This window comes from Qipengyuania sp. HL-TH1 (assembly GCF_036365825.1).
Taxonomy (GTDB): domain Bacteria; phylum Pseudomonadota; class Alphaproteobacteria; order Sphingomonadales; family Sphingomonadaceae; genus Qipengyuania; species Qipengyuania profunda.
In genome coordinates, this window is record NZ_CP142675.1 from 2,476,225 (window position 1) to 2,497,567 (window position 21,343).

Sequence of the window (21,343 nt, forward strand, 5' to 3'; positions counted from 1 at the left end):
TATTCCCTTAGCGGGTGAATTCCTTGGGGCGGTGGTGGGGAGCGCTAGGCTCCCCTTACTCCGCCGCGATCGCGAGGCCGTCGCCGTCCTCGTCGCCTTCGCTGAGCGACTTGAGTTCGACATTGAGACCCAGGCTGCGCATTTCCTTGACGAGCACGTTGAAGCTCTCCGGAATGCCCGCTTCGAAGGTATCGTCACCCTTGACGATCGCTTCGTAGACCTTGGTCCGCCCGATCACGTCATCCGACTTCACGGTGAGGATTTCCTGCAGCGTGTAGGCGGCGCCGTAGGCCTGGAGCGCCCAGACCTCCATTTCCCCGAAGCGCTGGCCGCCGAACTGCGCCTTACCGCCCAGCGGCTGCTGGGTGACGAGGCTGTAGGGGCCGATCGAACGGGCGTGGATCTTGTCGTCGACGAGGTGGTGCAGCTTGAGCATGTAGATGATGCCCACGGTGACCTTGCGGTCGAAGGCTTCACCGGTACGCCCGTCGAACAGGACCGACTGGCCCGAGCTGTGCAGACCGGCCTTTTCGAGCTCGATCGTTACATCGCCTTCGCGCGCACCGTCGAACACCGGCGTACCCATCGGGACACCCGTGGTCAGATTGCCTGCCAGTTCGATCACTTCGGCGGTCGAACGGCTGTCGATCGCGTCGTGATACTCCTCGCCGTAAACTTCCTTCAGACGATCGATGATCGCTTCGGGCGGCTTGGCCTTGGCGCAATCTTCCGACGCGTTCGGATTGGCGCGCTTCCACTCTTCGAGCTGCTCGCCGATCTGGTGGCCCAGATTGCGGGCCGCCATGCCGAGATGCGTTTCGAAGATCTGACCGACGTTCATGCGCGAGGGCACGCCCAGCGGGTTGAGCACGATGTCGACCGGGGTACCGTCCTCGAGGAACGGCATGTCCTCCTGCGGCAGGATGCGCGAAATCACACCCTTGTTCCCGTGACGGCCGGCCATCTTGTCGCCCGGCTGCAGCTTGCGCTTCACCGCGACGAAGACCTTGACCATCTTGAGCACGCCCGGAGCGAGTTCGTCGCCGCGTTCGAGCTTTTCCTTACGGTCTTCGAACTTCTCTTCGATGATCTTGACCGCTTCGTCATACTGCGACTTGACCGCTTCAAGCTGCGCCTGGCGGCCATCGTCGGCCACGGCGAACTTGAACCATTCGTGCCGGTCGATGTCGTCGAGCAGCTCTTCGCTGATCTCGGTGCCCTTCTTGACGCCCTTGGGCGCTGCCGAAGCCGTCTGGCCCATCAGCATGTCGCGCAGGCGGTTGTAGGTCGCCCGGTTGAGGATCGCGCGTTCGTCGTTCGAGTCCTTGCGGAGGCGTTCGATTTCCTCGTTCTGGATCGCCCGGGTACGGTCGTCGATCTCGATACCGTGACGGTTGAAGACGCGCACTTCGACGACGGTCCCGGCAACACCCGGCGGCAGGCGAAGCGAGGTGTCGCGCACATCGCTGGCCTTTTCACCGAAGATGGCGCGCAGGAGCTTTTCTTCCGGCGTCATCGGGCTTTCGCCCTTGGGCGTGATCTTGCCCGCCAGGATATCGCCCGGATGCACTTCGGCACCGATGTAGACGATGCCCGCTTCGTCGAGGTTGCGCAGCGCTTCCTCGCCGACATTGGGAATGTCGCGGGTGATGTCTTCGGGCCCGAGCTTGGTGTCGCGCGCCATGACTTCGAATTCCTCGATGTGGATCGAGGTGAAGACATCGTCCTTCACGATGCGCTCGGAGATGAGGATACTATCCTCGTAGTTGTAGCCGTTCCAGGGCATGAAGGCGACGAGGCTGTTGCGGCCCAGCGCCAGCTCGCCGAGATCGGTCGAGGGACCGTCGGCGATGATGTCGCCCGGTTCGACCGTCTCGCCCACCTTCACCAGCGGACGCTGGTTGATGCAGGTGTTCTGGTTCGAACGCTGGAACTTCTGCAGCGTGTAGATGTCGACGCCCGACTGGCCGGCTTCGACATCGCCGATCGCGCGGATCACGATACGCGTCGCGTCGACCTGGTCGACGATCCCGCCGCGGGTCGCAGCGATCGCCGCGCCGCTGTCACGCGCCACGGTTTCTTCCATGCCGGTACCGACGAAGGGTGCCTCGGCCTTGACCAGGGGCACAGCCTGACGCTGCATGTTCGAGCCCATCAGCGCGCGGTTGGCGTCATCGTTTTCCAGGAACGGAATGAGCGATGCGGCAACCGAGACGAGCTGCTTGGGGCTGACGTCCATCAGCGTGATGGATTCGCGCGGCGCCATGAGGTTGTCACCGTCGTGACGGGCCGAAACCAGTTCCTCGACGAACGAACCGTCATCGTTGAGATCGGCCGAAGCCTGCGCAACGGTGTGCTTCTGCTCTTCCATCGCCGAGAGATAGACCACCTCTTCGGTGACCTTGCCGTCGAGAACCTTGCGATAGGGCGTTTCGATAAAGCCGTATTTGTTGACGCGCGCAAAGGTCGAGAGCGAGTTGATGAGGCCGATGTTCGGGCCTTCGGGCGTTTCAATCGGGCAGATGCGGCCGTAGTGCGTCGGGTGAACGTCGCGCACTTCGAAGCCGGCCCGCTCACGCGTGAGACCACCGGGGCCAAGCGCCGAGACGCGGCGCTTGTGGGTGACTTCCGACAGCGGGTTGGTCTGGTCCATGAACTGCGAGAGCTGCGAGGAACCGAAGAACTCGCGCACTGCGGCGACAGCCGGCTTCGCGTTGATCAGATCGTTCGGCATCACGGTCGAGACATCGACCGAGCTCATGCGCTCCTTGACCGCACGCTCCATGCGCAGCAGGCCGACGCGGTACTGGTTTTCGAGCAGTTCGCCGACCGAACGCACCCGGCGGTTGCCGAGATTGTCGATGTCGTCGACGTCGCCCTTGCCGTCCTTGAGGTCGACCAGTTCCTTGACCACGGCAAGGATGTCTTCCTTGCGCAGCGTGGTCACGGTGTCTTCGGCGTCGAGGTCGAGACGCATGTTGAGCTTGACGCGGCCGACGGCGGAAAGGTCGTAGCGCTCGCTATCGAAGAACAGGCCTTCGAACAGCGCTTCGGCGGTTTCCTTGGTCGGCGGTTCGCCCGGACGCATGACCTTGTAGATCGCTTCGAGACCCTCGTCGCGGTTCTCGGCCTTGTCGACCTGCAGCGTGTTGCGGATCCACGGACCGGTGGTGACATGGTCGACGTCGAGCAGGACCATCGAATCGACGCCCGCGGCATCGAGCACTTCGAGGTTCTCGGCCGACACTTCCTCGCCCGCCTCGATGTAGATGCGGCCGGTCTTCTCGTCGATCATGTCGCGGCTGGCATAGCGGCCGAAGATTTCCTCGGTCGGCAGCAGCAGCGTTTCAAGACCGTCCTTGGCCGCCTTGTTGGCGGCACGCGGGCTGATCTTCTGGCCGGCGGGGAACACTTCCTCGCCGGTCTTGGCATCGACCAGCGCGAAGGCCGGCTTCTGGCCGCGCCAGTTTTCGGGGACGAAGGGGATGTTCCAGCCTTCGCCCTTCTTGCCGGTCGCGCGCTTCCAGGTGACGGTTTCGTAGAAATGCGCGAGGATGTCCTCGCTATCGAGGCCCAGCGCATACAGCAGCGCGGTGACCGGCAGCTTGCGCTTGCGGTCGATCCGGACGTTGACGATGTCCTTGGCGTCGAATTCGAAATCGAGCCACGAACCGCGATAGGGAATGATGCGCGCGGCGAACAGCAGCTTACCCGAGGAATGCGTCTTGCCGCGGTCGTGATCGAACAACACACCCGGCGAACGGTGCATCTGCGATACGATCACGCGCTCGGTGCCGTTGATGACGAAGGTGCCATTGCCGGTCATGAGCGGCATGTCGCCCATGTAGACGTCCTGCTCCTTGATATCGAGGACCGAGCGGGTCTCGGTTTCCTGGTCGACCTCGAACACGATCAGGCGCAGCGTGACCTTCATCGGCGCGGCATAGGTGATCCCACGCTGGCGGCATTCGACGATGTCGTATTTCGGCGCTTCGAGTTCGTAATGGACGAAGTCGAGTTCGGCGGTACCGGCGAAGTCGCGGATCGGGAACACCGAGCGCAGCGTCTTCTCGAGGCCGGAGACGTAATCGATCTCCTTGTTCGAACGCAGGAACTGTTCGTAGCTCTCGCGCTGCACCTCGATGAGGTTAGGCATATCGACGACTTCATGGATGTCGCCGAAGATCTTGCGGATCCGGCGTTTCGCCGTGCCCTGCGCATTTGCTCCGCGTGCCTTCTTGGGGGACTTCGCGGGAGCTTTCGCCTTGGTAGCCATAAGGGGTACGTACCTCTTCTCGTGTGCGCCGGTCCCGTGCGGGGAAGACCGGTGATTGCTTCTCATGCGCGTGAGATCCATGGTCGGGACGCGAAAAGGCCGCAGCGTATGGCACACCGGTTGCGGTGGCTGCTGCAGCTTCTCGAGCGTCGCGATTATGGAAACGCCGCTTCCATCCTGTGTCCGATTCCCGCGCATGAATCGGACTCGCTCGAAGCGTGCGGTCGGAGCAGCATGTAGGAATTGCCCCCGCGCCTGTCAAACGCGGAATCGATCGGGCCGGATTTGCGGCGGGGCTCAGCCCTCCGCGCGGGCGCTCCACATCATCCGTTCGATCTTCCAGTGGCCTGCCGCGTCGGGGCGGGCGTGGATGATATAATGGCCGCGCTGCGCGGTGCGCGCGCCATCGAAGACGAAGGCAATCTCGCTGTAACCGGTGATCGCGGCCAGCGCGACCGAGCCTTCGACATCGATCGTGCGATGGTCGATATACTCGATCCTGGTCGGCGGCGCGCCTTCGGGAAACCAGAAGGCGCGCAATTCCTCGGTCCCCGAGAGCGGCCCGCGGCCGCGCCCGGGATAGACGATTGCATCGGGCGCAAACAGCTTCAGTAACGCCTCCGCCTGCGCCTCGGTACCATCTTCGCGCCAGGCTTTGACATAGGCCCGGTCGAGCGAATGCAGCGCCTCGCGATCCCCCGCGGTCAGCCCGCCGATCCGCACTTCGGTGGGGACGGGCGCATCGGCAGCGGACCCGGAACAGGCCGCCAGGCTAAAGGCCGCCAGGCTAAAGGCCGCCAGGCTAAAGGCCGCCACCAGGGGTGCCAGGCGATACATACAGTTCCTCCTTCGATCCAAGGACGCGGTGGCCGATCGAACCCTCACGGTCGAAAGCTCCTCCACCAATGACCGCCAGCACCCGGCGAATGGCATAACCAACCGACCCGGCGGAATTCGGGATGGTCGATTGACGATAATTGGCAGCGTTGTCATATCGAAGCTCGATAAGGGGAACCACCTAGGTTTCCCGTCATAGTCAACGGCTTGCACGCCGCCAACCAGCGCAATCGGGTTGTCGCCAAATTGCGGGCACTTTTCTTCGCCTGCAGATGTATCAGGATGGGACAATCCGGTGGCGCGGCCGCGCATCCGTTCGTATTTCTATCGACCGGGCGAGCCGATAATCCATTCCGAAACCGGGGGGACCAAACCATGACCACTTTCCTGTCCGCATTCCGCACCGTTCACACCCGGAGCCTCGCCTTTGCCGCAGCGCTGCCGCTCGTCGCGGCGATCCCGCTGGTGGCCGAGTTCGTCCAGCACGTGGTCGAGATACGCAGCGGCATGTATGCCGGGGTCGAAGCCGCGCAGGCGCTCGAAAGCGACCCCGACCGGATGATCGCCGGGTTCTTCAAGACAGTCGCGCTGGGCCTGCCCGCCTATTTCCTCATTCGCTGGCTGCATACGCAAGGCGATCGCACCTTCGCTACGCGGTTCGACAGGCCCGCAGCGACGCTGTTCGGCCTCGTTATTGCGTTGCAGGCACTGCTCGCCTGGCTTGGCCTCTATGTCTGGACCGAAGGATCGATGGGTATCGGCTTCTTTGTCTTCGGCCTGATTTTCATGCCGCTGATCGTGCGCTTCATCGTCGCTGCTCCGCTGGGCAGCTTCATCAGTCCGCTGCAGTCGATCCGCGTGATGGCGCCGGACGCGCTGTTCGCGATCCTCTTCCCGCTGGCCGCCATGCTCCCACTGATGGTGCTGCACTATGCGCTGGGCATCGGCGCAATCTTCGTTGAAGGCGCGGCACTGAAATGGGCCATGTTGACGCTCGACAGCGTCGTCACCGCATGGCTCGCGCTGGTGATGATCGCTGCCCAATATGTGATCGCCACGCGCCCCGCCCCGATCGAAGCGTCATCCGGGCCCGCCGAGCGATAGCGCCAGACGCTTGACAGAATCGCCCAAATCCTTAGAGGCCCGCGGTCGAACGGCGGGTCTCTTTCGATTCCGCCCGTTCATCCGTCCGAGACAGTTGGTGAAGGCGAATTGGCGCCTTCTTAATTTCCAGCCTAGGCGGGGACAGAGATTTCCGGTGCTTCGGCACCGTTTCGCGCCACCAGGCGCACTCCTTCCCCATCAACGGACTCGCCCGTTCCGGTTCGCCGGGGCGGACAAACGTAGCCGGTCGCGGCGGGTTTTCCCGGCGTGGCCATAGTGAAGGAGTATGGCATGGATCGTTCGCAGAAAACCGATGCGGTCGCCCAGCTCAACGAAGTCTTCGCCCAGTCCGGCGTGGTGGTCGTCACCCGCAATCTGGGGCTTACGGTGGATCAGTCCACCGAACTGCGTACGAAGATGCGTGAAGCCGGTGCGTCCTACAAGGTTGCCAAGAACCGTCTCGCCAAGCTCGCCCTGAAGGACACCGACTACACAGGTCTCGAAGAGTACCTGACCGGTCCGACCGCCCTTGGTTATTCCGAGGATCCGGTTGCTGCGGCGAAAGCCGTGGTGGAGTTCGCCAAGACTACCGACAAGATTGAAATCGTCGGTGGTTCGATGGGCGCGCAGAAGCTCGACGAAGCAGGGGTTCGGGCGCTTGCCTCGATGCCCAGCCTCGACGAACTTCGTGGCACTATCGTGGGCCTCCTCAACGCGCCGGCAACCAAGGTTGTCCGCACGATCAAGGAACCCACGTCGATGCTCGCACGCGTTGTTGGCGCCTATGGCGCCAAGGAAGCCGCGTAAGAGCTGGTTCGACGTACGAACACACATTCATCGGGGCATTCGTCCATCAGGACACCCCGGCCTTATATTTGGAGTGAAACATCATGGCCGATATCGCCAAGCTTGTTGAAGAACTGTCGAAGCTGACCGTCATGGAAGCCGCTGAGCTTGCCAAGGCACTTGAAGAAGAGTGGGGCGTGAGCGCCGCTGCTGCTGTTGCTGTTGCTGGCCCCGCCGGCGGCGGCGACGCCCCCGCAGCCGAAGAAAAGGACGAATTCGATGTCGTCCTGACCGGCGACGGTGGCAAGAAGATCCAGGTCATCAAGGAAGTCCGCGCCATCACCGGTCTGGGCCTCTCGGAAGCCAAGGCTCTCGTCGAAGGTGCGCCCAAGCCCGTCAAGGAAGGCGTCAACAAGGCAGAAGCCGAAGAAATCAAGGGCAAGATCGAAGCAGCCGGCGGTACCGTCGAGCTCAAGTAAGCTACTGCCCGTTTGGGCGCTTACGCTTCGATCTCGCGTGCGAGATCACGGAAGGGCGGTGCCGCAAGGCGCCGCCCTTTTTTGTCGACGGGCGGAGCGCCCGGCAGAAAACGTGCAATGCAAAAGGATCGGGTAGCTCGAAGTTTTCCATCATCCCGCAGCAATCCGAGTACCCGCAGTCGGATTTGGAGACTTTGACTCGGGCAGGTACCGCAATATACTTTGTGGATGATTGTTTATCCGGGTCTCCTAATCGCACTGCTTTTTACTTCGGTCGTAGCGGTTGCGCAGACGCCCGGTGATATCGAACCCGCTTCAAATCAACCCGATAGAGAGCAGATCATCGTTAGCGGAAATCGGGTGAAGACCGCGGAAGATGTCAGAGCTCTCAGACGCTTTACCGAGCAGGTTCTGGAACCGGCGAAAACGGACCAGCTCGCCCGGTGGAACGCCCGTGTTTGCCCCAAGATCACCGGCGTACGCGACGCTGAAGCGCGCTTTATTCGTGAACGGATCACCAGCCTGGCCAGCGATGTCGGGCTTCGCGTGGCCGACGGCGAGTGCAATACCACCATGCTGATCGCCTTTTCGCTTGGGGCAAGTGAACTCGCCATATCGCTGACCGATCGCAAGCGCGTCCTCTTGAGACAGGATGGCTATGCCAAATGGCAACAGTTTCGCGAAACCCACCGACCGGTTCGCTGGCTGACTGTCACCGATTTCTGTAGCGAAGGCTGCGCCTTGCCGAATTCCCGCCTCAGCCACTCGAGTCAGGCCAATTTCCAGATATTGGTTGTAATTGTCGACCACGAACAGATCGGAGACTTTCAGATCGGCGAGCTGGCCGATTATCTTGCGATGGTCTCGCTCGCCGCGCCCGACATGGAGGGACCGTGGCCCAAGAGTTCGATCCTCGCGATGTTCGATACCAAGCGCGAAGAATCCGCGCGGTTTGGCCTGACCGATTACGATCTGGCACTGCTGCGCGGACTCTATGCGAGCCGTGGCAACGCAACCGGCCGTGAACAGGTCAGCCGGATTGTGGCCGAAATGACGGCGGACATCGATCCTGCCACGGATCCACGCGGGGACTGACAGCTCATATCTCTCTTTGCGTGGCCATGCCGCATCGCAAAGAGTGTGCCCTCCGGGCCTCGCCTTCCGGGGGAAAGCGGTTTCATCAAATGCACGGGGTTGGTCCGGGCACTATCCTGCCCTATCCGGTCCGGCTGCATGACGAACGCAACCGCCATGGAGCCCACGCCTCCTGGCGGTGATGGCTGGCGCACCGAGCTGCGCGCGACGCTGCGGCTGAGTTGGCCGCTGGCGGCGGCAAACCTGTTGCAGATGCTGACCTATGCGATCGACGTGATCTTCATCGCGCGGCTGGGCGAGGACCAGCTTGCGGCCTCGGCGCTGGCGATCGCGCTGTTCGGCCTGGTGCTATGGGCGCTGTCGGGGCTGACCGGGGCGGTGGCGCCGGTGGCGGCTGCCGAGCTGGGCGAACGTGCCCCGGCGCTGCGCCCGGTCCGGCGGACGGTCCGCATGGCGCTGTGGCTGGCGCTGTTTTCGGGCGTGGCCGGGATCGGCCTGTGCCTGCTGCTCGGCCCGCTGATGCAGGTGACCGGGCAGGAACCTCAGATCATCGCGATGGCGATCGAATACAACTCGCTGCTCGTGCTCAGCCTGGTGCCGATGCTGTTCTGCAACGTGCTGCGCAGCTTCGTGTCCACACTCGACCGTCCGATCTTCGCCACTGCGATTACTGCGGGCGGCATCTTCGTCAATGCGCTGGCCAATTACGCTTTCATCTTCGGCAATCTGGGCGCGCCCGAGCTTGGGCTGCAGGGCGCCGCGGTCGCGACGATCTTCACCACGCTGACCACGCTTGCGGCATATGTCGTCGCGATCCGGGTGGACCCGAAGCTGCACCGCTACCGCGTGTTCGGGCGGTGGTGGTCGCCCGACTGGGCGCGCTTCATGCACATCGTTCGCGTGGGCACGCCGATCGCGCTGACCATTACCGCAGAGGCAGGCATCTTCGGCGCGGCCGCTTTCCTGATGGGCAATATCGGCGCGAGCGAACTGGCCGCGCACACGGTGGCGCTGCAGATCGCGGCGCTGGCGTTCCAGGTGCCCTTCGGTGTCGGCCAGGCGGCGACGATCAGGGTGGGCTATTTCTATGGCGCGCGCGATCCCGAGGGGGTCAAGCGCGCGGGATGGACCGCGATCATCGTCGGCACCGGTTTCATGGCGCTCACCGCGCTGGCGATGGTGGTGATCCCCAAGCCGCTGATCGCGATCTATGTCGATCCGTGGGACCCGAAGAATGCCGTGCTGGTAGGCTTCGCGCTGCAGTATATCGTCATCGCCGCGGCCTTCCAGCTGTTCGACGGAATGCAGGCGGTCGCCGCAGGCGCGCTGCGCGGGCTGCAGGATACCCGCATCCCGATGTGGATCGCCGCCTTCGCCTATTGGGTCCCGGGGATCGGCACCGCGCTGGTGCTGGGCTTCTACACCCCGCTGGCGGGGATCGGCGTGTGGATCGGGCTGGCGACCGGGCTGACGGTGGCCGCCGCACTGCTCGGCTGGCGCTGGCATCGGCGCGAGGCGCTGGGGCTGACCCGCCACCCGCTTAACGCATAGCTCAGGCGGCGCGCTGCACCACCTCGCGCTGCGGGAACGGGATGGAAATGCCGACATCGTCGAAGCGCGCCTTGACCGCTTCGGTGAGATCCCATGACAGGCCGAGATAGTCGGAGGTGCTGCACCACACGCGCAGGCCGATCCCGACCGAGCTGTCATCGAGCGAGCTGACGAAGGTGACCGCCTCGGGTTCGGACAACACACGCTCGTCGGTCAGGGCCAGCTTCAACAGCTCCTCTCGCGCGCGCAGCATGCTGTCGCCATAGGCAATGCCCACGACCAGTTCGAGCCGGCGGTTCGGATGCCGGTGGAAGTTGACGATCGCCTGGTTCCACAGCTGCGAATTGGGCACCATCACGAACAGGCCGTCGAACTGCTTGAGTTCGGTCGTAAACAGCCCGATCTGCTGGACCGTGCCGGTCACCGACCCGGCGGAGATCGCCTCGCCCACCTTGAACGGCTTCTGGACGAGGATCATCACCCCGGAAGCAACATTGCTGAGCGTGCCCTGCAACGCGAGGCCCACCGCGAGCGCCATGCCGCCGAGCGCGGCGAGGATGCTGGTGGTTTCCACCCCGAACTGCGCGAGCACGGTGACCAGCACCACCGCCCACAGAGCGTATTTCACGATGCTCGAGAGGAAGTTGGCCACGGTCGGCTCGAACCGCGGCGAGCGCGTCATCGCCCGTTCCGCCCAACGCGAAAGTATCCCGGCAAGCAGCAGGCCGATGACCAGCACCGCGAAAGCGCCCGCGATATCCATCATGTGCAGCCGCAGCCAAAGCCAGATCTGTTCGGGAATGGTCAGTGCGGAAATGGCTTGGTCGGTCGTCATTCGTGGGCGGCCTTTTATCGCGGCATTTTCATATCGGTCGGGGTGGGCCCATCGGGGATTGGCCCACCCGCTTCGCCACCCCCAACGCAGCACTGGCGCAAGAGTTCATTTTTTGCTCGCCGACCCGTTGACTCTGCCAACCCGCGCACCCAAATGCCCCGTGCTGGCACTCTCACCGAGTGAGTGCCAACATCCCTTTTTCACTCTTAGAAGAGAGGTCATCATCATGGCATTTCGTCCGCTGCACGACCGCGTACTGGTCCGTCGCATCGAAGCCGAAGAAAAGACCGCCGGCGGGATCATCATTCCCGACAGCGCCCAGGAAAAGCCGAGCGAAGGCGAAATCGTCGCTGTCGGTTCGGGTGCCAAGGCGGAAGACGGCACGGTCACCCCGCTCGACGTCAAGGCCGGCGACCGCGTCTTGTTCGGCAAGTGGTCGGGCACCGAGGTCAAGCTCGATGGCGAAGACCTGCTGATCATGAAGGAAAGCGACATCATGGGGATCATCGGCTGATCGCCGGATCCTGACGCTTTCCACCAGACACACCAATTCCAGGAGAAACACCAATGGCAGCCAAGGACGTAAAGTTCGGCCGCGACGCGCGCGAAGGCATCCTGCGCGGCGTCGATACCCTCGCCAATGCCGTTAAGGTCACGCTCGGCCCCAAGGGCCGCAATGTCGTGATCGACAAGAGCTTCGGCGCCCCGCGCATCACCAAGGACGGCGTCACCGTCGCCAAGGAAATCGAACTTAAGGACAAGTTCGAGAACATGGGCGCGCAGATGATCAAGGAAGTCGCATCGAAGGCGAATGACGCCGCCGGTGACGGCACCACCACCGCTACCGTGCTGGCACAGTCGATCGTGACCGAAGGCATGAAATCGGTCGCCGCGGGCATGAACCCGATGGACCTCAAGCGCGGCATCGACCTCGCCGTCATCAAGGTCGTCGAAGACCTCAAGAACCGTTCGAAGGACGTCTCGGGCAGCGAAGAAATCGCCCAGGTCGGCGTGATCTCCGCCAATGGCGACCGTGAAGTCGGCGAAAAGATCGCCGAAGCCATGGAAAAGGTCGGCAAGGAAGGCGTGATCACCGTCGACGAGAGCAAGGGTCTCGAATTCGAGCTCGAAACCGTCGAAGGCATGCAGTTCGACCGCGGCTACCTGTCGCCCTACTTCATCACCAACCCGGACAAGATGACGGTCGAACTCGAAAATCCGTACATCCTGATCCACGAAAAGAAGCTGTCGAACCTGCAGGCAATGCTGCCGGTGCTCGAAGCGGCTGTTCAGAGCGGTCGCCCGCTGCTGATCATCGCGGAAGACATCGAAGGCGAAGCGCTGGCCACTCTCGTGGTCAACAAGCTGCGCGGCGGCCTCAAGGTTGCAGCGGTCAAGGCTCCCGGCTTCGGCGATCGCCGCAAGGCGATGCTGCAGGACATCGCGATCCTGACGCAGGGCGAGATGATTTCGGAAGACCTCGGCATCAAGCTCGAGAACGTTACCCTCGGCATGCTCGGCGAAGCCAAGCGCGTCACCATCGACAAGGACAACACCACGATTGTCGACGGTGCCGGTGACGAAGGCGACATCAAGGCGCGCGTGAACGAGATCCGCACCCAGATCGACAACACCAGCAGCGATTACGACCGCGAGAAGCTCCAGGAGCGTCTCGCCAAGCTCGCCGGCGGTGTGGCCGTGATCAAGGTCGGCGGCGCTACCGAGATCGAAGTCAAGGAACGCAAGGACCGCGTCGACGACGCGCTGCACGCCACCCGCGCAGCCGTCGAAGAAGGCATCGTCCCGGGCGGCGGTACCGCGCTGCTCTATGCGACCAAGGCTCTCGAAGGCCTCGAAGGCATCAATGACGACCAGACCCGCGGCATCGACATCATCCGTCGTGCGCTGCAGGCTCCGGTCCGCCAGATCGCCTCGAACGCAGGCCATGATGGCGCTGTGGTTGCCGGCAAGCTGACCGATGCCAACGATACCTCGCTTGGCTTCAATGCGGCGACCGACACCTACGAAGACCTGGTCAAGGCCGGCGTCATCGACCCGACCAAGGTCGTGCGCACCGCGCTGCAGGACGCCGCTTCGGTGGCCGGCCTGCTGATCACGACCGAGGCTGCGATCGCCGAGAAGCCCGAAGACAAGTCGGCTGCCCCGGCAATGCCCGACATGGGCGGCATGGGCGGTATGGGCGGCATGGGCTTCTAAGCCCCGCCCCGACCGACAGGTCACATGTAGAGGCCCGGCAGGAGCGATCCTGCCGGGCCTTTTTATTGGCTCACCGCGCGCTGGAGAAAGTGCGTCCTATAGCCCTTGTGCGGCGGGGGTTTCCGGCGCGAACAATCCCTCGATATCGGCATCGGCGGACATCGGATCGACGCAGACCCGTGCGATCAGCGGGAGGTGATCGGACCCGACATCGTCGCCGATCTCGAGCTCTTCCACCTTGACCCCGTCCTTGACGAAGATCTGGTCGAGCGGCCAGCCGACCCAGGCATAGTCGGCGGGGAAGGTCGCGAAGCTGCCCCGGCCTGCGCGCGGATCGCGATAGCCGCCTTCGCGGGCAAAGCGGGTCGTGGTTTTAGACCAGGGGACATCGTTGAAATCGCCAATCGCGAGCACGTTCGAAAGGCCGTCGGGTGTGCGCGCACCCGCCTGCGCGATATTCGCATCGCGGCTCCGGGTCGATTGCCCCGGTAGCGGCGGGCGCGGATGCAGGCCGATCAGTTCGAACCGCGCGCCATCGTCCATGCGCAGAGTGGCATAGAGCGTCGGGGTATTGGAACTGGTGTTGGCGACCATTTCGGCGCGGTCCACCGTCAGCCGGGTGGCGAAGGCCATGCCGTATTTGTTATCGAGCGCCCGGTCGAGCTGGTAGCCATAGCGCGCCAATTGCGGCTCGAGCGCGTCGAGCCACGGTTGGTGGGTTTCCATCAGCAACAGGATATCGGGATCGACCCGCTCGATCAGCTTCGCGGTTTCATCATAGCGGTCGTTGTCCTGCAGCACATTGAACGACAGCAGCCGCGCGCAGCTCATCCCGTCGACCTCGTCGGGCAGGGGAACCTGCGCAGTGGCGAGGAAAGTATAGGGCCACAAACGCCACATATTGATGCCGATGGTGATCGCCGCGAGACCCAGCACCATTGCCCGCCTGTGCGACAGGATCAGGCCGACCACCGCCAGCGCGGCAGCCAGATAGACCGACGGCTCGCGCAGCATGTCGAGCATGCGCACCGAACCGCGGTTGGTATCGAGCAGCGATATCAGCGCTGCGATGGCGAGCAGCGCGAGCAGCCCGATGACAAGCCTCGTCCCGATCGTCCGGCTGCGGGAGCGGTCTCCGCTTCGCTGATCGATAGCCATCTCAACCGCCCTTGCGGCTGGCCTCCGCCGCCGCGGCGACTTCTGCCGGCCAGGTCACCTGCGTCTGCGTCTGCGGATTGAACAGCTCGCCTTCATAACGTGCCGCCTCCGCCGCGGCGATCTCCTCGGCGGCGAGGAACTCGCTCGGCTCGAGCGCGAAGACATCGAGCCCGCGGGTAATCTCGGTCGCGTAAATGCGGCCATTGTACCAGTAGGCCGACCAGTAACCGCCGGTCACCAGCTGGTCCGCATCGACCGGCCCGCGGTCGAAATAGGCGATCTCGAACGGGTTCTCCGCATCGGTGAAGTCGATCACCGAAATGCCGCCCTGATACCACGCCTGGACGAAGATATCGCGTCCCGGCACCGGGATGATCGAGCCATTGTGCGCGACGCAGTTTTCCTTGTCGGTCTGCGGTGCGGGCAGCTTGTAGAGGCTGCGGAAGTCGAGCTTGCCATCCTCGATCGCGTAAATCGCATTGGCGCCCCAGGTCACCGGATCCCCCGCCTGGCAGCGCGGCCGCCCGCCGCCGCCCCATTCATCGGTGAACAGCACTTTGGTGCCGTCATTGTTGAAGGTGGCCGAGTGCCAATAGGCAAAGCCCTGGTCGGTCACATCGTCGATCCGCTGCGGTTTGAGCGGGTCGGCAATGTCGAGGATGATGCCATTGCCCGAACAGGCGCCCGCCGCAAGGTTGAGCGACGGGAAGACGGTGATGTCGTGGCACTGATCGGTGACGCGGGTGTCCTGCGTGCCCTCGCCATGGTCGCCGCCGCGCCACAGGCCCGCGATCTGCCCATCCTGCGCGAAGATGCGCGGGCTGTCGACGATCCGCGCCCCGCCCGGATCGTTTACGGGGATCGCGATCACATCGATGCTGAACAGCGCGGTGCTGTCGCCGCCGCTTTCGAAACAGCCCGCCAGTTCCTTGCCATCGCGAACGTAGCTGGTGCCCGAATTATAGACCACCACGCGGTCCGCATCGGCGCTGACGACCGAATGCGTATGGCTGCCGCGGCAGGTCTGCACCTGCCCGACCTGGCGCGGGCGGGTGGCGTCCGAAATGTCGAAGATCCTGAGGCCGCGAAACCGTTCGTCACTGACATTGTCGACAATGCCCTGCAGCCCGCAATCCTTGCGTGCCCGGCTGTCCTGCACGCTCATCAGCAAGAGGTCACCGACGATCGAGACATCGCCCTGTCCGCCGGGGCAGACGGTCGAACTGACCAGTTGCGGAGCGCCGTCCGCGCCCAGCCGGTAGGTGTTGAACCCGTGGTAATTGCCCGCCACCAGCAGGTCGCGGCTGAACGCCATGTCGGTATTGGCAAAGCTCAGCAGCGAGCCGCGCTCGCCAAAGCGGGGCTGGCCGTCCTCGTCTTCCTCGTCGCGAATATCGGCGCGCGACGCATCGACCAGCTCTGCCTTGTCTTCGGTTTCCTCGTCTTCCTCGATCAGCGGCGCGAGCTGGGCCGGGTTCTCGGGATCGAAGAAGCCGGTCGGCTTGGGCAGTGCGGTCACGAGGCGCAGATTGCTGATCGCTTCCTCTGCATCGCGGAAACCCGCTGCAAGGCTGGCGCGCGGATCGCTCGACAGCGCCGCGAGGATGCCGTTCATCCGGTCGATCTCCGCTTTCTGTTCCTTGACCACATCGTTGCTGAATTCGAACATCACCGGGTCGTAGGCGGTCCCGGGCTGGCGATGCAGCGCCTCGACCATGTCGATCGCGCCCTCGTGATGGCGCACCATCAGCTGCAGGAACATGCGGTCGAACGCAGTTCCTTCGAGCGTTGCCAGTTCCGCCATCTGTTCGGGCGTCGCCATGCCCATCATCAAGTGATGCGCGGAATGGTCCATTCCCGCGTGCTGCATTGCCGCGGCGGGCTGCCTACGTTCGGCCAGCCAGTCGCGCATGAAGGTGATCTCGTCCGCCTGGCTCGCGTCGATGCGGCCGGCGATCTTGGCCAGATCGGCGTAGTTGCTGCGGCCCTCGACCAGCGCGGCCAGATCGACCGCCTGCTGGTGATGGACGATCATGTCCTGCATGAACTTGACGTCGGCAGGCGAGAACCGCGTGTCGGACAGGCGGATCGCCTCATCCTCGTCGATCACCCGTGAAGCCGTGCCCGGCGCGCCGGGCAGCACGATCGGCGCAGGCTGGGCAAGGGCCGCAGCCGAGGTGGACAGCAGCAGGCCGGTCGCCAGCGCCCGAAGCGTGATTTTCATAATGTCGATCCCTAAATTTGCTGTCCCAAAAGGCCCTGCGATCCGCAGCCGGTCAAGCGCCAATTTCGGGAACCGCCCGCGCGCCCGGTCAGGCTGCGGAGAACTTCCCGCGGCGCGGACCGAGATAGCCGAACAGATAGGCCCCGACCTTGCGCATCTGGATTTCCTCCGCCCCTTCGGTGATACGGTAGCGGCGGTGGTGGCGATAGATATGCTCGAACGGCTTGTGCCGCGAATAGCCGATCCCGCCATGCACCTGCATCGCCCGGTCGGCAGCCTCGCACACCAACCGGTTCGCCCAGTAATTGCACATTGAGACCTTGTCCGAGATCGTCTTCTCGATCTCTTCATGCGGCATGTTGTCCATGTCCCAGGCGGTCTTGTAGATCAGCAGCCGCAGCATTTCGCATTGCGTCGCGAGCTCGACCAGGGGGAACTGGATCGCCTGGTTGCGCGCCAGCTCCTCGCCGAACGGCTTGCGGGTCCGCGCGTATTTGACGCTTTCTTCCACGCAATATTGCGCCGCGCCAAGGCTCGATGCGGCCTGCCGGATGCGGTTCTGGTGGACGAAGCTCTGCGCCAGCGCGAGCCCGCGTCCCTCGACCCCGAGGATCGCCTCGTCGGGCACCCAGACATTGTTGACCGACAGGCGCGGGTGATCGGTGGGCATGTTGAAGGTCCACATCCATTCCTCGATCTCGAGGCCCGGCGTGGGATTGGGGACGAGGAAGCAGGTGATCCCGCTGGCATCGCCATTCTCGCCGCCGGTGCGCGCGAACATCGCGCAATGCGTGGCGACATGCATGCCGGTGATCCACATCTTCTCGCCATCGATGCGCCAGCCGGAAACCCCTTCACGCGTCTCGCGCACCGCCCTGGTTTCCATCCAGGTGGCGTCGGAACCGTGGTCGGGCTCGGTCAGGCCGAAGGCGACCCTGCGCGTGCCTTCGAAGCCGCCGGTAATGAATTCCTCCTTCTGGGCCTCGGTGCCGAAGGTCTCGAACATCGCGACGAAGGGGAAATTGCCGACGATCGAGTGCTCGTTCTGCAGATCGTTGTGCAGCCCCAGCCCGCGCTGCGCGAAGCGGTCGCGGATCACTGCCATCCACAGGTTCGAGCCATCCTTGCCCCCGTATTTCTTCGGCGCGGAGAAGCGCCAGTGGCCTGCCTCGTCGGCGGCCTTGCGGCATTCGCGCAGCAGGTTTTCCCAATCGTGGCTCGGCAGGCCGCCGCGATCCCAGTCGGTGCGCGCATCCTCGCGGCGGTGATCGAAAAAGCGGATGTTGTCGTCGCGCGCCACCAGCGGCGCGATTGTGCTGTCGATGAAGCCTTCCAGCTCGGCGTAATAGTCCTCCAGGTCCTGCGGTATCGCGAAGTCCATCAATCCTCTCCTGTCCATTTGGCCTGCGCGAGCGCGAGCATCGGGTATTTGGGCACGTCGGCGGCCAGCTTGTCGAGCGCGGCGCGCCGCAGCATCGCCAGCAGGCCGGGGGTTGCCAGCGTTGCCTTGCCGTCGAGCAGATCCTGCGCAAGCATGGCATCTTCGCTCTGCGTAGCGGCCGCGTCATTGCGCGCAATCATGCCCAGCGCATTGCGCGCGACTGCCAGCTGGAAGCGGTCGTGCCCCTCCATCCGGTCCTTCACCGTGCCGAGCCATTCGGCGATGGCAGTGGCGATTTCGCCGACGCTCGCCTCGCCTTCGGGTTCGAGCGGATCGTCGGCAGGAGGCACGGGCCGAGCCTGTTCGGCGGCCGGGGCATCCTCTTCGAGCAGCAGGAGCAGATCGAGCTCCTGCTCGCTCGTCCGCCGCGAGATTACCACCCGTTCGAGCATGCGATCATCGCCGCTGCGCCAGAAGCTCGCCATGCGCAGGCAGCCGAGCGCCCACCACACCGTGCGATAGACCAGCCAGAAGCGGAACCGCCCGGCATCCACCTGCGCGCCGCTTTCGGCCTGATAGGCATCGACATAGTCCTGCAGCGATCCCAGTCCGAGCGCGGGCCGGTCGACGCGGGCAAAGCGCCACACCGCCATGCAGCCGAAGGCGAGGTCCTCGTGCCGGTCGCCGAAATGCGCCAGCTCCCAGTCGAGCACGCCGGTCAGCTGCGAATCCGCAGCGAGCAGATTTCCCAGCCGGTAGTCGCCATGGTTGAGCACCGGTTCGACACGCTCGGGCAGGTTGTCGCGCAGCCAGCGCAGGCCGAGCGCGATGATCGGGCGATCGGCGCCGGCCTCGTCGAATTGCGCGGCGAGGCCGTCGACTGCCTCGGCATAATCCATTTCGGGCACATCTCCGGGCAGCGCGGCGCGCGGCAGCGAATGGATTTTTGCCAGGTCGCGCGCCACCTGACGGAGCAATTGCGCGGGCTCGTCCATCGCCAGGATCGCGCGCGGATCGGGCGTCCCGGGCAAGGCGCGCATCACGAAACCGCTGCCGATGCCGTCACCGGGCTGCAATTCGACCAGCACTTCGGGGGCAGTGACGCCTGCGCCATGCGCGGCGCGGATGATCGCGGCCTCGGTATCGTGTCCGAAGGGCCGGTCTTCCATGAACGACAGGCTGGGCGCGCGGCGCAGGACATAATCCCCGTCGCCGCTCGCAAAGCGCCAGCTTTCCATGGTGGCCCCGCCAGTCAGCCGCGTGATCCCCTCGGGTGCGGCCATACCGGCGCGTGCGAGCGCCTGCGCCAGTCCCTGCTCCAGCGCGCCCGCGCTTTCCGTCTCTCCCATGGAATGAGTTGTGCATTGAAACGGGCCGTTGCTCAAGCCCGGACCTCATCGCGATCTCGAACGTTGTCAGGGCAAGCAACAATCCAGAGGAGAATCCATGCGCCTTCCCACCAATGCCCATGTCGCCATCGTCGACGGCGAGAACTTCATCGTGATGCGCAACAGCGGCCAGCCGCTCGAACCCAAGCTTGGGGCAGCCGAAAAACCCGATCTGTCGGCGACCAATTTCAGCGCCGGGGTGAAGCATCAGGACGCGGGTGGCCAGCAGCATGGGCGCACCGATCTCAACGAGCTCGCGCATGGCGCCGCCGCCAGTGAATGGCTCAACGCCAAGGCAGTCGCAGGAGAGATCGACAATGTACTGGTGATCGCGGATCCCAAGACTTTGGGCGAAATGCGCCGCCACTATCATTCCGAACTGGAAAAGCGGCTGGTCGGCGAGATCGACAAGACCATGTCGGGCGAACCGACCGAGCGGATCGAACAGGTGATTGCAAACGCTTGACCGATGCTCCCCGCATCAAAGTAACGCGGCGATCATCGAACCTGTCGCGCGCGCAACACTTTTCATCGCGGCGCCCTTGTCTGGCCCCAATCGATCAGCATTAAGCTTCGCCTAACCTTGAAAGGTATACAGGGTCAGTATGGGTAACAGACTTTTCGGACGACTGCTGGCGATTGCGGCGATGGCATGCGGCACGCCCGCGCTGGCGCAGGGCAATGGCTTCGAATCCCAGTTCGACACTGTTCTGGGGACCGAGGTTCGGACCCCGCCAAGCTATGACGCGCTGTATGCGACCCCGCTCGAGCGCCAGATCGCGCAATTAGCGGAAGGGTCGAACGGGCGGATTGGCGTCTATGCGATCGATCTGTCGACCGGGCGCGAGGTCGGCGTGTTGGCCGACCAGCGTTTCCCGATGGCCAGCACCAGCAAGGTCGCAATTGCCGCGACCTATCTGGCCGGTGTCGATGCGGGCAAGTGGAGCCTGACGAGCGAGTTTCGCCTGCCGCGTCCTGGCGGAGCCTATATGCCCGCCTACCGTCATCTCAGCCTGATGATCAGCAAGAGCTGCAACGATTGCACCGACGCGCTGCTTGCCGCAGTCGGCGGCCCGCGCGCGGTCAACAAGTGGATGGAAGATGCCGGGATCGAAGGGTTCCAGCTGACCCGCGATATCGCCACGCTTATCCGCGAAGATGGCCGCATCGACCCCGCCTGGAGCGTCGATACCAAGGATAGTGCGACCCCGCGCGCCATGGGCCAGCTGCTCGCCGGGATTTACCAGGGCAAATGGCTGAGCGATTATTCGCGCCGCGTCCTGCTCGATGCGATGGAAGAAACCACGACTGGCAAGAAGCGCATGCGCTCGGCGCTGCCGCTCAGCGCCAATCTGGCGCACAAGACCGGGACGCTTGCGCGGACCGCGAGCGATATCGGTATTTTCCATACGCCCGATGGGCGCGCAATTGCCGCTGCGATCTATGTCACCGGGCAAAGCCCGTCGATGGCGGTGGAAAACGGCAGCCGCACACGCAAGCTCGAGGCGCGCTACAATCGCGATTCGCGGATCTCGACCATTACCCAGGCGCTGTATGACGGCTTTGGCCGCGAAGCGCAGGACGGCCGCAACTGGGCCACGGCGGACTACGGCGGGGATTGACCCCCTACCATTGTAACAAACAAAAAGGGCGGTGCCGTGAGGCACCGCCCTTTCTGTTCGTGAACGTGAAACCGTTCGCGAAGCGAAATCGACTTAGTCGGCTTCGGCTTCAGCGGCAGTCTCGTCGCCTTCGACAGCAGCTTCGACTTCAGCAACAGCCGCATCGGCGTCAGCAGCGATTTCGTCAGCGCCGGCTTCCATGGCTTCACCAGTGGCTTCCATGTTGGTTTCAGCGTCGGCAGCCATCGAATCGGCGGTTGCTTCGGCGCTGTCTTCGGTAGCTTCCGAGCAAGCGGCGAGGGTCAGGGCAGCGGCCGAAGCAGCAGCGAAAAGAGCGATCTTGCGCATAGTTCTAAATCCTTGAACAGCGAGTGTTGGGTGCGGTGCAAG

Annotated in this window: 17 protein-coding genes; 9 read left to right on the plus strand and 8 right to left on the minus strand. The window is 63.7% G+C overall.

Annotated elements, in window-relative coordinates:
- Positions 1–55 precede the first annotated feature (55 nt).
- Together rpoB and VWN43_RS12745 are read right to left on the minus strand one after the other, a co-directional pair.
- On the minus strand, positions 56–4,276 hold the full coding sequence (gene rpoB / locus VWN43_RS12740; RefSeq protein WP_320181516.1) for a DNA-directed RNA polymerase subunit beta: 4,221 nt from the start codon (positions 4,274–4,276) through the stop codon (positions 56–58).
- Between the two features lie 297 nt (positions 4,277–4,573).
- Positions 4,574–5,113, minus strand: coding sequence for a YybH family protein (locus VWN43_RS12745; protein WP_320181515.1), 540 nt, complete (start codon positions 5,111–5,113; stop codon positions 4,574–4,576).
- A 375-nt stretch (positions 5,114–5,488) separates the two neighbouring features.
- Between VWN43_RS12745 and VWN43_RS12750 the strand changes: the two genes are divergently transcribed.
- The 5 genes from VWN43_RS12750 to VWN43_RS12770 all read left to right on the plus strand — a co-directional run bounded on the left by VWN43_RS12750 (position 5,489) and on the right by VWN43_RS12770 (position 10,128).
- Complete coding sequence (locus VWN43_RS12750) at positions 5,489–6,217, plus strand: hypothetical protein (RefSeq protein WP_320181514.1); 729 nt, start codon at positions 5,489–5,491, stop codon at positions 6,215–6,217.
- Positions 6,218–6,508: 291 nt separating this feature from the next.
- A complete protein-coding gene (gene rplJ / locus VWN43_RS12755; RefSeq protein ID WP_253521785.1) occupies positions 6,509–7,024 on the plus strand; it encodes a 50S ribosomal protein L10 in 516 nt (171 codons plus the stop codon).
- Positions 7,025–7,107: 83 nt separating this feature from the next.
- Positions 7,108–7,482, plus strand: coding sequence for a 50S ribosomal protein L7/L12 (rplL, locus tag VWN43_RS12760; RefSeq protein ID WP_253521782.1), 375 nt, complete (start codon positions 7,108–7,110; stop codon positions 7,480–7,482).
- Positions 7,483–7,710: 228 nt separating this feature from the next.
- A complete protein-coding gene (locus VWN43_RS12765) occupies positions 7,711–8,577 on the plus strand; it encodes a hypothetical protein (RefSeq protein WP_320181513.1) in 867 nt (288 codons plus the stop codon).
- Between the two features lie 138 nt (positions 8,578–8,715).
- On the plus strand, positions 8,716–10,128 hold the full coding sequence (locus VWN43_RS12770; protein WP_320181512.1) for an MATE family efflux transporter: 1,413 nt from the start codon (positions 8,716–8,718) through the stop codon (positions 10,126–10,128).
- Position 10,129: 1 nt separating this feature from the next.
- Here the strand turns inward: VWN43_RS12770 and VWN43_RS12775 are convergent, their stop codons facing one another.
- Positions 10,130–10,963 (minus strand): mechanosensitive ion channel family protein, encoded by an 834-nt coding sequence (locus VWN43_RS12775; RefSeq protein WP_320181511.1) that lies wholly within the window; start codon positions 10,961–10,963, stop codon positions 10,130–10,132.
- Between the two features lie 226 nt (positions 10,964–11,189).
- Between VWN43_RS12775 and groES the strand changes: the two genes are divergently transcribed.
- Together groES and groL are read left to right on the plus strand one after the other, a co-directional pair.
- Positions 11,190–11,477 carry a co-chaperone GroES gene (gene groES / locus VWN43_RS12780; protein ID WP_253521769.1) on the plus strand — a complete coding sequence of 96 codons (288 nt, stop codon included), beginning with the start codon at positions 11,190–11,192 and terminating at the stop codon, positions 11,475–11,477.
- A 53-nt stretch (positions 11,478–11,530) separates the two neighbouring features.
- On the plus strand, positions 11,531–13,180 hold the full coding sequence (gene groL / locus VWN43_RS12785; protein WP_253521765.1) for a chaperonin GroEL: 1,650 nt from the start codon (positions 11,531–11,533) through the stop codon (positions 13,178–13,180).
- A 96-nt stretch (positions 13,181–13,276) separates the two neighbouring features.
- Here the strand turns inward: groL and VWN43_RS12790 are convergent, their stop codons facing one another.
- The 4 genes from VWN43_RS12790 to VWN43_RS12805 form a co-directional block, all read right to left on the minus strand.
- On the minus strand, positions 13,277–14,338 hold the full coding sequence (locus VWN43_RS12790) for an endonuclease/exonuclease/phosphatase family protein (protein ID WP_320181510.1): 1,062 nt from the start codon (positions 14,336–14,338) through the stop codon (positions 13,277–13,279).
- Between the two features lies 1 nt (position 14,339).
- Positions 14,340–16,562 carry a DUF305 domain-containing protein gene (locus VWN43_RS12795; protein WP_320181509.1) on the minus strand — a complete coding sequence of 741 codons (2,223 nt, stop codon included), beginning with the start codon at positions 16,560–16,562 and terminating at the stop codon, positions 14,340–14,342.
- Positions 16,563–16,650: 88 nt separating this feature from the next.
- Positions 16,651–17,943: an acyl-CoA dehydrogenase family protein gene (locus VWN43_RS12800; RefSeq protein WP_320181508.1), complete on the minus strand. Its 1,293-nt coding sequence runs from the start codon at positions 17,941–17,943 to the stop codon at positions 16,651–16,653.
- Positions 17,943–19,292 carry a phosphotransferase gene (locus VWN43_RS12805; RefSeq protein WP_320181507.1) on the minus strand — a complete coding sequence of 450 codons (1,350 nt, stop codon included), beginning with the start codon at positions 19,290–19,292 and terminating at the stop codon, positions 17,943–17,945. Before VWN43_RS12805 ends, VWN43_RS12800 begins: the two co-directional genes overlap by 1 nt.
- A gap of 97 nt (positions 19,293–19,389) precedes the next feature.
- Between VWN43_RS12805 and VWN43_RS12810 the strand changes: the two genes are divergently transcribed.
- Positions 19,390–19,797, plus strand: a complete 408-nt coding sequence (locus VWN43_RS12810; RefSeq protein ID WP_320181506.1) for a baeRF12 domain-containing protein — start codon at positions 19,390–19,392, stop codon at positions 19,795–19,797.
- Between the two features lie 139 nt (positions 19,798–19,936).
- On the plus strand, positions 19,937–20,953 hold the full coding sequence (locus VWN43_RS12815; RefSeq protein ID WP_320181505.1) for a serine hydrolase: 1,017 nt from the start codon (positions 19,937–19,939) through the stop codon (positions 20,951–20,953).
- A gap of 93 nt (positions 20,954–21,046) precedes the next feature.
- Here VWN43_RS12815 and VWN43_RS12820 read toward each other — a convergent pair whose 3' ends face one another.
- Positions 21,047–21,301 carry a hypothetical protein gene (locus VWN43_RS12820; RefSeq protein WP_320181504.1) on the minus strand — a complete coding sequence of 85 codons (255 nt, stop codon included), beginning with the start codon at positions 21,299–21,301 and terminating at the stop codon, positions 21,047–21,049.
- Between the last annotated feature and the right edge of the window lie 42 nt (positions 21,302–21,343).